15 protein-coding genes are annotated in these 15634 nt (G+C 46.1%); all 15 read left to right on the plus strand.

What is annotated here, in order from left to right; genetic code table 11:
* Positions 1-502: EF-Tu C-terminal domain-related protein (locus BUA78_RS19055; protein ID WP_274377417.1), on the plus strand; the 502-nt coding region annotated here is incomplete at its 5' end.
* Between the two features lie 266 nt (positions 503-768).
* On the plus strand, positions 769-918 hold the full coding sequence (rpmG, locus tag BUA78_RS19060; protein ID WP_072917713.1) for a 50S ribosomal protein L33: 150 nt from the start codon (positions 769-771) through the stop codon (positions 916-918).
* Positions 919-978: 60 nt separating this feature from the next.
* A complete protein-coding gene (secE, locus tag BUA78_RS19065; protein WP_238456885.1) occupies positions 979-1383 on the plus strand; it encodes a preprotein translocase subunit SecE in 405 nt (134 codons plus the stop codon).
* A gap of 56 nt (positions 1384-1439) precedes the next feature.
* Entirely contained in the window at positions 1440-1967 is a 528-nt protein-coding gene (nusG, locus tag BUA78_RS19070; RefSeq protein WP_072917718.1) for a transcription termination/antitermination protein NusG, read from the plus strand.
* A gap of 30 nt (positions 1968-1997) precedes the next feature.
* A complete protein-coding gene (gene rplK / locus BUA78_RS19075) occupies positions 1998-2426 on the plus strand; it encodes a 50S ribosomal protein L11 (protein WP_072917721.1) in 429 nt (142 codons plus the stop codon).
* Positions 2427-2478: 52 nt separating this feature from the next.
* Positions 2479-3168 (plus strand): 50S ribosomal protein L1, encoded by a 690-nt coding sequence (gene rplA / locus BUA78_RS19080; RefSeq protein WP_072917724.1) that lies wholly within the window; start codon positions 2479-2481, stop codon positions 3166-3168.
* 193 nt (positions 3169-3361) lie between these two features.
* Positions 3362-3898 carry a 50S ribosomal protein L10 gene (rplJ, locus tag BUA78_RS19085; RefSeq protein ID WP_072917726.1) on the plus strand — a complete coding sequence of 179 codons (537 nt, stop codon included), beginning with the start codon at positions 3362-3364 and terminating at the stop codon, positions 3896-3898.
* A gap of 56 nt (positions 3899-3954) precedes the next feature.
* Positions 3955-4329, plus strand: coding sequence for a 50S ribosomal protein L7/L12 (gene rplL, locus BUA78_RS19090; RefSeq protein WP_072917728.1), 375 nt, complete (start codon positions 3955-3957; stop codon positions 4327-4329).
* 521 nt (positions 4330-4850) lie between these two features.
* Positions 4851-8288, plus strand: coding sequence for a DNA-directed RNA polymerase subunit beta (gene rpoB / locus BUA78_RS19100; protein ID WP_139257466.1), 3438 nt, complete (start codon positions 4851-4853; stop codon positions 8286-8288).
* Between the two features lie 57 nt (positions 8289-8345).
* The gene (rpoC, locus tag BUA78_RS19105) at positions 8346-11897 is read left to right on the plus strand and encodes a DNA-directed RNA polymerase subunit beta' (RefSeq protein ID WP_072917733.1); all 3552 of its coding nucleotides are present in this window, start codon (positions 8346-8348) and stop codon (positions 11895-11897) included.
* A gap of 90 nt (positions 11898-11987) precedes the next feature.
* Entirely contained in the window at positions 11988-12239 is a 252-nt protein-coding gene (locus tag BUA78_RS19110) for a ribosomal L7Ae/L30e/S12e/Gadd45 family protein (RefSeq protein WP_072917736.1), read from the plus strand.
* A gap of 30 nt (positions 12240-12269) precedes the next feature.
* Positions 12270-12644 (plus strand): 30S ribosomal protein S12, encoded by a 375-nt coding sequence (gene rpsL, locus BUA78_RS19115; protein WP_072917737.1) that lies wholly within the window; start codon positions 12270-12272, stop codon positions 12642-12644.
* Positions 12645-12703: 59 nt separating this feature from the next.
* Complete coding sequence (gene rpsG, locus BUA78_RS19120) at positions 12704-13174, plus strand: 30S ribosomal protein S7 (RefSeq protein ID WP_072917739.1); 471 nt, start codon at positions 12704-12706, stop codon at positions 13172-13174.
* Positions 13175-13186: 12 nt separating this feature from the next.
* Positions 13187-15265, plus strand: coding sequence for an elongation factor G (fusA, locus tag BUA78_RS19125; RefSeq protein WP_072917742.1), 2079 nt, complete (start codon positions 13187-13189; stop codon positions 15263-15265).
* 43 nt (positions 15266-15308) lie between these two features.
* Positions 15309-15634: GTP-binding protein (locus BUA78_RS19130; RefSeq protein ID WP_175549085.1), on the plus strand; the 326-nt coding region annotated here is incomplete at its 3' end.

Genomic DNA, 15634 nt, shown 5'->3' on the forward strand with positions numbered 1-15634 from the left:
CGGTCGTGTAGAACGTGGTCAAATCAAGGTACAAGATGAAATCGAAATCGTAGGCTTAAATGACAAGCCTCGTAAGTCTGTTGTAACCGGTGTAGAAATGTTCCGTAAATTACTGGACTTTGCTCAAGCTGGTGACAACATTGGTGCTCTGCTGCGTGGTGTAGACCGCAAAGAAATTGAGCGTGGCCAAGTATTGGCTAAGCCCGGCAGCATCAAGCCCCATACTAAATACGCTGCGGAAGTATACGTACTGACCAAAGAAGAAGGTGGCCGTCATACCCCATTCTTCAATGGCTATCGTCCCCAATTCTACTTCCGTACCACTGACGTAACCGGTATCGTTCACCTGCCTGAAGGTGTAGAAATGGTTATGCCTGGTGACAACATTAAAGTAGACATCGACCTAATTACCCCTATCGCTATTGAAGAAGGCCTGCGCTTTGCTATCCGTGAAGGTGGCCGTACCGTTGGCGCTGGTGTGGTAACCGGCATTCGCGAATAAAACCTTTGCTTTTATAAAGGGGGTAGGATAATCCTACTCCCTTTTATCGCCAAAAGTGCAACTAAAATGCCGACTGGCAAGACCTCAAAGAAGTATCCAAAGGCCAACAGCTGGTATATAAATCCAAATTATGTGACACAATACTAATATGGGTTGTTGCCACAGGATAAGTATTGACATCCAACAACAGTTGTGATAAATTTGTTAAGGTATATTACTAGACACTATCGGTCCAAGTCTTTTTTCGTTTTAGGGAGGTGGCAACAGTGCGAGTAGGCGTAACTCTGGCTTGCACCGAATGCAAACGGCGCAACTACACCACTAACAAGAATAAGAAGAACGATCCTAACCGGATTGAACTGAAAAAATATTGCAAGTGGTGTCATACCCATACCAGTCACAAAGAAACCAGATAGTCCAAGCTAGCTTAACCCCGGGCTTGTAACAGTAAGCTGCATTCCTTAATGGGGTTGTTTTTGAGGCACTTCTGGTTAACAAGAAAAAGAATTAAGGATGTGGCGTTTTCAATGGCTGTGCAAAGGAAGACACTAAAAAAGGCAAGCGCTGCCAAGGAAATAGCGGCAACCAAAGAAACCAGTGGGGCCGAGAATAAAAAGGATGTGGCCCCCAAGGACACTGCCAAAGCTGTGGCCAAAAAAGAACCGGCAAAAGTACAAAAACCATCTGCTGCGGAACGTGCCGGTAGCGTCAGCAAATATTTGCGTGGCGTACAAAACGAACTTAAAAAGGTACATTGGCCCACACGTAAGGAAGTTGTCACCTATACTGCGGTTGTACTCGCGTCTGTGGTAGCAGTTGCTGCTGTTATCTGGGTGGTGGATTCACTTCTTAGCTTTGGTGTTAGAGCCATTATTTCCTAATCGTTAAGTGAGGGGGTGGGGAACCCGTACCAACATTGGGAGGGTTCCTTCTGTTGATGAGTAAACAGTGGTATGTTGTTCATACTTACTCCGGGTACGAGAACAAGGTTAAGGCTAACTTGGAGCGACGAATTGAATCCATGAATATGGAAGACAAGATCTTTCGTATTCTTGTGCCCATGGAAGATGAAATAGAAATAAAAAATGGCAAAAAGAAGGTCTCGAAGAAAAAGGTTTTTCCCGGCTATGTTTTGGTGGAAATGATTATGACCGACGACTCTTGGTATGTTGTACGCAACACACCGGGTGTCACTGGTTTTGTTGGTACCGGTTCTAAACCCATTCCGCTTAATGAAGAAGAGGCAAAAGCAATTATTAAGCAAATGGGTATGGAAGAACCAAAGACCAAGATGAATGTTAGCCTTGGGGAAAATGTTAAAGTTACAGAGGGGCCCTTTGAGAGTTTTGTTGGTGTGATAGAAGAGATTTACCCTGATAAGGGTAAAGTTAAAGTTATGGTATCCATGTTTGGACGTGAAACTCCCATCGAACTTGATTTTACACAAATTGAGAAACTCGATTAAGCTCGCAGTTTGTAAGGAGGTGGACTGGATATGGCCAAAAAGGTAGCTGCCATTATTAAATTACAAATTCCGGCCGGTAAAGCCACCCCAGCACCCCCGGTGGGTCCCGCTCTGGGTCAACACGGGGTTAACATTATGGGGTTTGTTAAGCAATATAATGAAGTCACTGCTGCACAAGCAGGCCTAATTATCCCGGTTGAAATTACTGTTTATGAAGACCGGTCCTTTACCTTTGTTACCAAAACTCCTCCTGCAGCAGTTTTGCTGAAGAAGGCGCTGGGTATTGAGACCGCTTCCGGCGAACCTAACAAAAAGAAAGTAGGTAAAGTACCCCTTTCTAAGGTTAGAGAAATCGCTGAATTAAAAATGCCTGATCTAAACGCTGCCAGTGTTGAAGCTGCTATGCGTATGGTGGAAGGTACTGCCCGTAGTATGGGCATTGAAATCGTAGAAGGATAACTTCATCCGGTGGGAGGATGTAGTCCGCTAGTACCACGAAGGAGGGAATAACATGCCGAAATTAGGCAAAAAGCTCCAGGAAGCTATTAAGCAAGTAGACAAAAATGCTTTATATGAGCCCATTGAGGCTTTAGAGCTGGTCAAAAAAGTCGCACCAGGTAAATTTGATGAAACCGTAGAAGTAGCTTTTCGCTTGGGGGTAGACCCCCGTCATGCAGATCAGCAACTGAGGGGTGCAGTTGTACTGCCCCACGGTACTGGTAAAACAAAAACTGTTTTGGTTTTTGCCAAGGGTGATAAGGCAAAAGAAGCTGAGGTGGCCGGTGCAGATTTTGTAGGCGCTGAAGATCTGGTAGAAAAGATCCAGGGTGGTTGGACAGGTTTTGATGTAGCCATTGCTACTCCTGACTTAATGGGTCTGGTTGGTAGATTGGGTCGTATTCTGGGCCCCCGTGGCTTAATGCCTAACCCCAAAACAGGCACAGTAACCTTTGATGTAGGGCCTGCTGTAAGTGATGCTAAGGGTGGTAAAATTACCTATCGTACCGATAAAATTGGTATCATCCATGCACCTATTGGCAAGGTATCCTTTGATGCACAGAAACTGGCCGAAAACTTTAAAACCCTAGCTGATACCTTGGTTCGTATCAAACCTGCTTCTGCTAAGGGGCAGTACATGAAGACCATCACGGTTTCTTCTACTATGGGTCCTGGAGTTAGAATCAACCCAAGTAAAATCTAGTTATACTTACCCGGTAAACGTACAATTGAATAGTTCCAGTCGTAGACAGTTGGTGTATTTAACTTAATGGCATAAGCCGCCAACCGAGGCCGGGTAGTAACTGCGAACTTAAAATAAGATTGCGGGGATTTCTGGTGTTGTCTACATGGGAGTCCCCGTTTTAGTTTTATACCTACGGAAGGAGGTGTATCTCTTGCCGACTACGAAAGCTCAAAAAGAAGTAATGCTGAACGAAATCAAAGAGAAAATGGGTAACGCTCAAGTGACCATTTTAGCGGATTTCCGTGGCATTCCCGTAGCTAAAATTACTGATCTGCGTTCCCGTCTGCGTAAAGCAGGCAGTGAAATGAAGGTGGCTAAAAACACCATTGCTGGCATTGCGGCCAAAGAAATTGGTGTTGAGGGGTTAGATCAATACCTGGAAGGACCCACTGTCTTTACCTTTGGTACTGAAGATCCTGTAACTCCTGCCAAGATTTTGGCGGATTTTGCCAAAGAAATCAAGCAAGGTCTGGATATTAAAGCCGGTATTTTGGAGGGGAAAGTTATTGATGCTAATGGTGTAAAAGCCTTAGCCGATCTACCTTCCAGAGAAGTTTTACTGGCCAAAGTACTGGGCGGTATGCAAGCCCCCATGTACGGTTTTGCCAATGTATTGGCAGCCAACCTGCGCAACCTGGTGTATGTTGTGGATCAGGTTCGTCAACAAAAAGAAGGTCAAGCTTCTTAGTTTCCTTCGTAGCTTAAAATTAAAAACTATTTACCTTGAGGAGGTTATTTATTACTATGTCTAAAGTAGCTGAAGTTTTAGAAATCGTGAAAGGCCTTACCGTACTGGAACTGGCTGAATTAGTGAAAGCTTTCGAAGAAGAATTTGGTGTATCCGCTGCTGCTCCTATGGCTGTAGCTGCTGCTCCTGCTGCCGCTGCCGCTGCTGCTGAAGAAGAAAAGACTGAATTCGATGTTATCCTGGCTAGTGCTGGTGACAAGAAGATCAACGTTATTAAAGTTGTTCGCGAAATCACCGGTCTGGGCCTAAAAGAAGCTAAAGATCTGGTTGATGGCGCTCCTAAGCCCATCAAAGAAAAGACCAGCAAAGAAGATGCTGAAGCAATCAAAGCTAAGCTGGTTGAAGCTGGCGCTACTGTTGAAGTTAAGTAATTATATCAATATATTATATATATTGAAAGCAAAAACGCTGCCAGGTATGGTGGCGTTTTTGCTTTTTAAAAAGATAAGCAAATATCGACAGCCCTCTATAAAATATGCCTTGACAAAAAATAGCACCTGTGCTAACATTTTAAAATGTCATTCTATGGTTATCTTGTTAATGATTTTGTCAGATGGCAAAAATTATGCATAAAAAAATGTATAATTGGCCAAAATAGCATAGATAGATGCATAATATTGGAAGGCGAGGTATTGTTCGGAAAAAGGCAAGACCTTGCTTTTCGTTGTCTTTGTTTTCCCTGTATAAATAATGGGCAGGGCTAACCAGTTAAAGGCTTCTATAAGTAACCGGAAAGTATAAACTTTCCGACATGCATAAGGCAAACGAGGCTTTCGCCGGCGTCTAAAGACCTGGCGCACCCTATAGGCATAACCTAAAGGTCATAAGCAAGCCGAGTTTTTTTATTATTATTTTGGTTCATGTTAAATATTTAAGGGGTGTGATGCGTTCAATGGCTTACCCGGAAAAAGTAGGAAATAGGGTGAGGTGGAACTACGGCAAACTTCGTGAAGTGCTGGATTTACCCAACCTTATTGAAGTTCAGCGGAACTCATATGAATGGTTCTTGCAGGATGGTCTGCGGGAAGTTTTTCATGACATCTCTCCGATCCAGGACTTTACAGGAAACTTGGTCTTAGAATTCCTGGACTACACTCTGGGAGAACCCAAGTACTCGGTGGAAGAGTGCAAGGAACGCGATGTAACCTTTGCTGCCCCGCTAAGGGTCAAAGTGCGCCTGATTAATAAGGAAACAGGGGAAGTTAAGGAACAAGAAGTTTTCATGGGGGATTTTCCCTTAATGACTTCCAAAGGAACCTTTATTATTAATGGTGCGGAGCGGGTTATTGTCAGCCAATTAGTCCGATCACCGGGTGTTTATTTTGCAGATACGATTGATACCAGTGGTAAACGCCTATTTACCTCAACCATGATTCCCAACCGGGGTGCCTGGTTGGAATTTGAAACAGACGTTAACGATCATATCTTTGTCCGGATTGACCGTACACGCAAAATTCCTGCCACGGTATTAATCAGAGCGTTAGGTTATGGCTCCAATGCCATGATTTCGGAGCTCCTCGAAAACGATAAGTTTGTTCAGGAAACCTTAACCAGGGACAATACTGATTCGGAAGAAGAAGCTTTAGTCGAGATCTATAAACGTTTGCGACCAGGTGAACCTCCCACCGTGGAGAGTGCCCGTTCTTTATTAAATACCTTATTCTTTGATCCAAAACGATATGACCTGGCCCATGTAGGCCGTTACAAATTACAGAAAAAACTTAAGCATGGCATACTCTACCGTTTTCCCAATGGGGAAGAAGGTCCCATGGAATATGATCGCTATTTAGATAAAGAGGTTCCTGTAAAACGTGAATTTATCAGGGAACTGACCAGAGAAGATATCATTGCGACTTTTCGCTATTTACTAGGACTGATGAACGGTGAAGGGACAGTTGATGATATTGATCACCTAGGCAACAGAAGACTGCGCTCTGTAGGTGAACTGTTGCAGAATCAGTTCCGCATCGGTTTGTCCCGGATGGAGCGGGTAGTACGGGAAAGAATGACGATTCAAGATGTAGATGTCATTACTCCCCAAGTATTGATTAACATCAGACCAGTTGTGGCTTCCATTAAAGAATTCTTTGGCTCTAGCCAGTTGTCTCAATTTATGGATCAAACCAACCCCTTGGCAGAGTTAACCCACAAACGTCGTTTGTCAGCCCTGGGTCCTGGTGGACTTTCCCGTGAGCGTGCGGGTTTTGAAGTGCGTGACGTGCACCACTCTCACTATGGCCGTATGTGTCCTATTGAAACGCCGGAAGGTCCCAACATTGGTCTGATTGGTTCTTTGTCTACCTATGCCAGGATCAACAGCTTTGGTTTCATTGAAACCCCCTACCGTAAGGTAGAAAAAGAGAACAAACGTGTGACAGATGATATCACCTATCTAACTGCAGACGAAGAAGAAGGACATATTATTGCTCAGGCGAACGCCGTTTTGGATGAAAATGGCTACTTTGTAGAAGAACGTGTTAATGCTCGGCGGGGTCACGATACTCTGTTAGTACCCACTGATCGGGTTGAGTTTATGGACGTATCTCCCAAGCAAGTTTTCTCGGTAGCCACAGCCCTGATTCCCTTCTTGGAGCATGATGATGCCAACCGCGCCCTGATGGGTGCTAACATGCAGCGTCAGGCGGTACCACTTTTGAGATGCCAATCGCCGGTGGTAGGTACAGGTATGGAACACCGCTCAGCCAAAGACTCTGGAGTGGTTGCGGTAAGCCAAAGCGGTGGTGAAGTAGCCAGAGTTACTGCTAATGAAATTATTATCCGAACCGACGAAGGTCGCAATGAAACTCATAAACTGCTAAAATTTACCCGTTCAAACCAAGGGACTTGCATTAACCAAAAACCCATCGTATCCAAAGGAGAGCGGGTGGATGCGGGACAAATCATTGCCGATGGGCCTGCAACGGATAAAGGTGAATTGGCATTAGGACGTAATATCTTGGTTGCTTTTATGACCTGGGAAGGTAACAACTACGAGGACGCCATTCTAATTAGCGAAAAGGCTGTCAAAGAAGATTTCTTTACATCTATTCACATAGAAGAATATGAATGCGATGCTAGGGACACAAAATTGGGTCCGGAAGAAATTACCCGAGATATTCCCAATGTGGGTGAAGATATTCTTAAAGATTTAGACGAAAGAGGGATCATTCGGGTCGGTGCAGAGGTAAGACCTGGAGACATCTTAGTGGGGAAAGTCACTCCCAAAGGTGAAACAGAGCTCACTGCTGAAGAACGGTTACTGCGAGCCATCTTTGGTGAAAAGGCAAGGGAAGTTCGGGATACTTCATTGCGGGTACCCCACGGTGAAGCCGGTAAGATTGTAGACGTGAAAGTGTTTTCCCGGGAAAATGGGGACGAGCTGCCCCCGGGTGTTAACCACCTTGTGCGCTGCTATATAGCCCAGAAGAGAAAAATCTCTGAGGGTGACAAGATGGCTGGTCGGCACGGTAACAAAGGGGTTGTAGCTCGGATTCTGCCGGAAGAGGATATGCCATTTATGGCAGATGGTACCCCGGTAGAAATTGTATTGAATCCACTGGGTGTTCCTTCCCGTATGAATATTGGGCAAGTTCTGGAAACCCACCTAGGCTGGGCGGCCAGAGCACTGGGCTTTAATGTAGCCACTCCCGTATTCAATGGTGCCTCCGAAGAATCCATTTGGGAATCTCTCAAACGTGCCGGCTTGCCTGAAGACGGGAAAACAGTACTTTACGATGGACGAACCGGAGTTCCTTTTGATAACCGGGTGACCGTCGGTTATATTTATATGATTAAGCTGCATCACCTAGTGGATGATAAAATTCACGCCCGTTCCACCGGCCCCTACTCACTGGTCACCCAGCAACCACTGGGAGGTAAAGCGCAATTTGGTGGACAGCGCTTTGGTGAAATGGAGGTTTGGGCCCTGGAGGCCTATGGTGCTGCCTATACCTTACAGGAAATCCTCACCGTTAAATCAGACGATGTGGTGGGTCGTGTCAAGACTTACGAAGCCATTGTTAAGGGTGAAAACGTCCCAGAACCGGGAGTTCCAGAATCCTTTAAGGTATTAATTAAAGAATTGCAATCTCTCTGTCTTGACGTCAAGGTGCTTTCCGAGAACGAAGAAGAGATTGAAATCAAAGAAGTTGAAGAAGATGTTACTGAGACAGCCAAAGAATTAGGGATTGAATTGCCAGAGGAAAGACGTATCACCCCTCCTAAAGAAGGGACCGAAGAATACGAGGAAGATGAAGAGGACTCCGATGATTTTGAAGAAACCTTCATCGAAGAAGCCGAAAGTGAATTCAGTCTGGATGACGAGGACTAAAAAGAGCGGTATTTAATCCAGTGTAACGTAAATCCGCCATAAGGGGGAGTAAGTCCTTTGTTAGAATTAAATAACTTTGATAGTATCCGGATCGGTCTGGCCTCACCTGATAAAATACGCCAGTGGTCCAGCGGGGAAGTCAAAAAACCTGAGACCATCAACTATCGTACATTAAAGCCTGAACGGGACGGACTTTTCTGTGAAAGGATCTTTGGTCCCACCAGAGACTGGGAATGTCATTGCGGCAAGTATAAGCGGGTTCGCTATAAAGGGGTTGTCTGCGACCGCTGCGGTGTTGAGGTGACACGTTCCAAAGTTCGCCGGGAAAGATTGGGCCACATTGAGTTGGCAGCACCGGTATCTCATATCTGGTATTTTAAGGGTATTCCCAGCCGAATGGGACTGCTACTTGATATGTCCCCCAGAGCACTTGAAAAAGTATTGTATTTTGTCTCCTATATAGTTATCGAATCCGGAGACACTCCACTGTTGAAAAAGCAACTGCTTACAGAAACAGAATATCGGGAATATAGGGATAAATTTGGTAGCACCTTTAAAGCTGGTATGGGTGCAGAGGCTGTAAAGGTCCTACTTGAAGAAATTCAGTTAGAGGACTTGGCTAGGGAGTTGCGCCAGGAATTAAAGGAAGTTTCCGGGCAACGTAAAATTCGGGCTATTCGGCGCTTGGAAGTTGTTGAGGCCTTTAAGAAATCGGGCAACCGCCCGGAGTGGATGATTATGGACGTAGTGCCTGTGATCCCCCCGGAACTGAGACCGATGGTGCAGTTAGATGGTGGCCGATTTGCAACTTCTGATTTGAACGACCTGTATCGCAGAGTTATCAACCGGAATAATCGTTTAAAGCGTCTGTTAGATCTGGGGGCACCGGACATTATTGTTCGTAACGAAAAACGTATGCTGCAGGAAGCTGTAGATGCCTTAATCGACAATGGACGCCGCGGCCGCCCTGTAACTGGCCCCGGTAATCGTCCTCTGAAATCTCTGTCAGACATGTTAAAGGGTAAGCAAGGCCGTTTCCGTCAAAACTTACTAGGCAAAAGGGTGGACTATTCCGGGCGTTCCGTTATTGTGGTAGGACCTCATTTAAAAATGCATCAGTGCGGTTTACCCAAAGAAATGGCTTTGGAACTGTTTAAGCCCTTTGTCATGAAAAAGCTGGTCAATGATGGTCATGCACATAATATTAAGAGTGCTAAACGGATGGTAGAAAGAGTACGGCCAGAGGTATGGGATGTTCTAGAAGATGTTATTAAAGAGCATCCGGTTCTCTTAAATCGGGCCCCAACCCTGCACCGGTTAGGCATTCAAGCCTTTGAACCGGTATTGGTGGAAGGTCGTGCTATTAAGATTCACCCGATGGTATGTACAGCTTATAACGCGGACTTTGATGGTGACCAAATGGCTGTTCACGTACCGCTGTCTGCCGAAGCCCAGGCCGAAGCTAGGTTACTCATGTTGGCCGCCAATAATATCCTTAACCCTAAAGATGGCAAACCCGTAGCTAGTCCCACCCAGGACATGGTATTAGGTTGCTACTACCTGACCATGCAACGGGACGGGGCCAAGGGAGAAGGTACTATATTCAAAGATGAGCAGGAAGCGATACTGGCCTACGATAATGAGGAAGTATCATTGCATGCTCCGATTACTGTTCGTCGCATAAATGGTGAGAGACTGAAAACAACCATAGGCAGAATCATCTTTAATGAAGTGATTCCAGAAGAACTAGGTTATATCAATAGAGTTTGCGATAAAAAGACACTCAGTAAAATTGTTGCTGATTGCTATCGCAAGTTAGGCAATTCCTATACTGCGGAAACACTAGATGGCATTAAATCCTTGGGTTATAAATTCTCCACCCGGGCAGGCATTACCATTGGTGTAGCCGATATCACCATCCCAGAATTGAAGAAAGAAATCCTGGCTCAGGCCGAAGAACAGGTTAATAAAATTGAAACTCAATTCCGGCGCGGCTTGATTACTGACGATGAACGTTATCGTAAAGTAATTGGTATTTGGAATGACGCCACAGATAAGGTAACCAAAGCTCTGATGGATAGCCTTGACAAATTTAATAATGTGTACATGATGGCTACTTCCGGTGCCCGTGGTAACATCCAGCAGATTCGTCAGCTGGCAGGTATGCGCGGTTTAATGGCAGATCCATCCGGTCGAATCATTGACTTACCTATCAAGGCAAACTTCCGTGAAGGTCTTACGGTTTTGGAGTACTTCATTTCCACCCACGGTGCCCGGAAGGGCTTGGCCGATACCGCTCTCCGTACCGCAGACTCAGGTTATCTTACCCGTCGTCTGGTGGACGTTGCCCAGGATGTAATCGTGCGCGAGAATGACTGCGGCACCACTGAGGGCGTGGAGGTCAGTGAAGTTAGAGATGGCACTGAATCCATCGAGAAATTAGCTGAACGACTAGAAGGCCGCGTTCCCATGGAGCAGGTAGTGCACCCGGAAACCGGGGAAGTGATTATCCCCCAAGAACAGGTTGACAGCCACAGCCTGATAACAGAAGAACAAGCCCAAGCTATTCAGGAGGCGGGCATTCTCAAAGTTAAGATTCGTTCCGTCATTACCTGTAAGACTCGTTATGGTGTTTGCAAACATTGCTACGGCAAGAACTTAGCCACTGGTGGTGCCATCGATACTGGAGAAGCGGTGGGTATTATTGCAGCCCAGTCCATTGGTGAACCAGGAACACAACTTACCATGCGTACCTTCCACACCGGTGGTGTGGCCGGGGATGATATTACCCAGGGTCTTCCCAGGGTAGAGGAATTATTTGAAGCCCGCCGCCCCAAAGGCCAGGCTATTGTTTGTGAGGAAGACGGTATCGTGGCCATTCGGGAAGTGAAGGGACGCCGTGAAATAGAAGTTACCAAAGATAACGGTGAAAAGAGTGTTTATGCAGTACCCTATGGTGCCCGAGTAAAAGTGAAAGAGGGACATCAGGTAGAGGCTGGCGATGAACTAACAGAGGGTTCTGTAAACCCACACGATCTCCTGAAAATTAAAGGACCCTCTGGCGTACAGATTTACCTGCTGCAGGAAGTACAACGAGTTTACCGCCTGCAAGGTGTGGAAATTAACGATAAGCATATCGAAGTTATGATTCGCCAAATGCTGAGAAAAGTTAAGATTGAAGAAGCTGGTGATACAGAACTGCTACCCGGTGCACTGGTTGACATCTTTGAATTTGAAGAAGAAAACCGTAAGGTTGTCGAACGGGGTGAAGAACCCGCCGTAGCCAAACCGGTCCTGCTAGGTATTACCAAAGCATCCCTGGCCACGGATTCCTTCCTATCTGCCGCTTCCTTCCAAGAGACTACCCGGGTGTTAACGGAAGCAGCCATTAAAGGTAAGATGGACCCGCTGCTCGGTCTGAAGGAAAACGTCATCATCGGTAAATTGGTACCTGCCGGAACGGGTATGTCCCGCTACCGTAATATAGAAGTACTATCCGATGCGGACCAAGAATCTGAAGATGATTATGACATCCTGTTGCCTCCGGGAGATCATGAAATGATTTCGGGTGAAAATAGTGAGGATTTCGACCTGGCTCTAGAAAAATAACCCTGCAAGAACTAAAAATACAAATTCTTGACACGGGTAATGGTAAGTGATATTATATGTAAGTGTTTTATTGCTGGAGGTGGGATTACCATGTCTTTAGAGCCGCTGCTCTCAGCGCGCAAAAAGACAATAGGCGCTAAACAAACCATAAAAGCCGTGGAAAAATCACAGGCCAAACAGGTTTACTGGGCTGCTGATGCAGAAGCCCGCGTGGTGGATCCCATCCTTCGGACTTGTTCTTCCAAAAATATACCTATTATAAAAGTAGACAGCATGAAAGATTTGGGCAGAGCCTGCAACATAGAGGTAGGCTGTGCCATTGCTGCTATTATTGAATTTTAATGCAGTATTTCGAGAGGAGGTGTAGAGAGTATGCCTACCATTAACCAGCTTATTCGTAAGGGTCGTGAGGAGGTTACCTACAAGTCTAATTCTCCTGCTCTGAAGGAATGCCCCCAAAAGCGTGGCGTTTGCACCAGAGTTTATACCACCACCCCGAAAAAGCCTAACTCTGCTCTGCGTAAGGTAGCTCGTGTCCGCTTAACCAATGGCATTGAGGTTACATCATACATTCCAGGTATCGGCCACAACCTTCAAGAACACTCCGTAGTACTGGTCCGCGGGGGTCGTGTTAAAGACCTGCCCGGCGTACGTTACCATATTGTTCGTGGCGCGCTGGATTCTGCCGGTGTGCAAAACCGTAATCGTAGCCGCTCCAAATATGGGGCTAAACGTCCGAAGAAATAAGAAGATTTTTTTACTACTTATTAATAGGGAAGAATTATTGCGTAAAGGGGGGAAAATTAGTGCCAAGAAGAAGTGGAATCCCCAAACGGGAAATATTACCGGATCCTGTTTACAGCAGCAAAGTTGTTGCTAAGTTGGTAAACCAAATGATGTTAGACGGTAAGCGTGGCGTTGCGGAAAAGATTGTTTATGATGCTTTCGAGATTATCCGCGAAAAAGCTGCCAAGAATCCGTTGGAAGTATTTGATGCTGCAATGAAAAACGTTATGCCTGTTCTGGAAGTTAAAGCACGCCGGGTAGGTGGTGCTAACTACCAAGTTCCCATTGAAGTTCGGGCAGATCGTCGTCAAACCCTAGGTATTCGCTGGCTGACTACCTACACCCGTAAGCGTGCAGGCAGGTCCATGGCGGAAAAATTGGCTGCTGAATTAATGGATGCAGCTAACAATGTTGGTGCAACAGTTAAGAAACGCGAAGATACACATAAAATGGCGGAGGCCAACAAGGCGTTTGCTCATTACAGGTGGTAAGGGGGAATCATTATGGCCCGACAGTTTCCATTGGAAAGAACCCGCAACATTGGCATAATGGCCCATATTGATGCCGGAAAAACCACTACCACTGAGCGTATTTTGTTCTACACCGGGAAAGTTCACAAGATTGGTGAAGTACATGACGGCGCAGCCACCATGGACTGGATGGTGCAGGAGCAGGAACGTGGTATTACCATTACTTCTGCTGCTACAACCGCTCAGTGGAATAACCATCGTATAAATATTATAGACACACCCGGGCACGTGGATTTTACAGTTGAAGTAGAACGTTCGCTAAGGGTGTTAGATGGTGCGGTGGCTGTGTTCTGTTCGGTCGGTGGGGTAGAACCCCAATCTGAAACTGTCTGGAGACAGGCCGATAAATACGGCGTGCCCAGAATTGCTTATATCAACAAAATGGATCGTGTGGGTGCTGATTTCTTTAACGGCATGAGCATGATCAAGAACCGCTTGGGTGCAAACCCGGTGGCGATTCAACTGCCCATCGGCAGTGAAGATCAATTTAAAGGCATCGTAGACCTTGTAACTAACAAGGCTATGTTCTATGTGGATGACATTGGTACTAGAAGTGCGGCTAGCGACATTCCTGCTGATATGGAAGAGCTGGTTGCTGAGTACCGGGAAAAGTTACTGGAAGCAGTGGCAGAATCCGATGAAGAATTGATGATGAAGTACCTTGAAGGTGAAGAACTGGCAGAGGAAGAAATTAAAGTGGCCATTCGTAAGGCTACCCTCGCAGTTAAGATTACACCGGTACTTTGCGGTTCTTCCTTTAAAAACAAAGGTGTTCAGTCTTTGTTGGATGCTATTGTAGATTATATGCCGGCTCCCACAGATGTACCGGCCATTCAAGGGGTTAACCCCGACACCGGGGCAGAAGATCAAAGGATTTCCAGCGATACCGAGCCCTTCTCTGCATTGGCCTTCAAGATTATGACTGACCCTTATGTAGGTAAGCTGACCTTCTTCCGGGTGTATTCCGGAGTATTAAACTCTGGATCCTATGTTTACAACACCACCAAAGGCAAGAGAGAGCGTGTAGGACGTATTCTCCAGATGCATGCTAATCACCGGGAAGAAATTCCCGAAGTGTATGCCGGCGACATTGCTGCTGCGGTGGGTCTTAAGGATACCACCACCGGTGACACTCTCTGTGATGAGAAAAATCCGGTCATTTTAGAATCCATGGAATTCCCTGAACCGGTAATTCAGGTAGCCATTGAGCCGAAAACCAAGGCTGACCAAGATAAAATGGGTGTCGCCTTAGGCAAGCTCTCTGAGGAAGATCCTACCTTTAAGGTGCATACCGATGAAGAAACCGGACAAACCATTATTGCTGGTATGGGCGAGCTTCACCTGGAAATTATTGTGGACCGCCTCATGCGTGAATTTAAGGTGCAGGCCAATGTGGGACGCCCACAGGTTGCTTACAAGGAAACCATTCGCAAGACTGTTAAAGCGGAAGGTAAGTTTGTTCGTCAATCTGGTGGTAAAGGTCAATACGGCCATGTCTGGATTGAACTGGAACCCCTGGAGCCAGGTGGCGTTGGCTACGAATTTGTCAACAAAATTGTTGGCGGTGTAGTTCCCAGAGAGTACATTGCACCGGTTGATAATGGTATCAAAGAAGCCATGGAAAACGGTATCTTAGCTGGCTACCCCATGGTGGATATTAAAGCGACCATTTTCGATGGTTCCTATCACGAAGTAGACTCCTCGGAAATGGCCTTTAAGATTGCCGGTTCCATGGCCTTTAAGAACTGTGCCCAAAAGGCAAATCCTGTTCTACTGGAACCCATCTTTAAAGTAGAGGTAACTGTTCCGGATGAGTACTTGGGCGACGTTATCGGTGACCTCAATAGCCGTCGGGGACGGATTGAGGAAATGGATCAACGTGCCAATGCACGCATTGTGAATGCCTTCGTACCCCTTTCGGAAATGTTTGGCTATGCCACTGACCTGCGTTCCAAAACCCAGGGCCGCGGCACTTACAGTATGCAGCATGACCACTACGAAGAAGTTCCTAAAAATATTGCCGAAGGTATCATTGCTAAGCGTAATGGCTAATGTATAGAATATTTCCAAATGTGCAAGGAGGAAAGTATTAAAAATGGCTAAGGCTAAATTTGAACGTAACAAACCCCACGTTAACATCGGTACTATCGGTCACGTTGACCATGGTAAAACCACTTTAACAGCAGCGATTACCATTGTTCTGTCCACTGCAGGTGGTGCTGCAGTAAGACGTTACGACGAAATCGACAATGCTCCCGAAGAGCGTGAGCGTGGTATCACCATTAACACCTCACACGTAGAATACGAAACCGGCAACCGTCACTATGCCCACGTTGACTGCCCTGGTCACGCCGACTATGTTAAAAACATGATCACCGGTGCTGCTCAGATGGACGGTGCTATCCTGGTTGTATCCGCCGC

Origin of the sequence: Desulforamulus aeronauticus DSM 10349, from assembly GCF_900142375.1 — a bacterium.
Lineage (GTDB): Bacteria > Bacillota > Desulfotomaculia > Desulfotomaculales > Desulfotomaculaceae > Desulfotomaculum > Desulfotomaculum aeronauticum.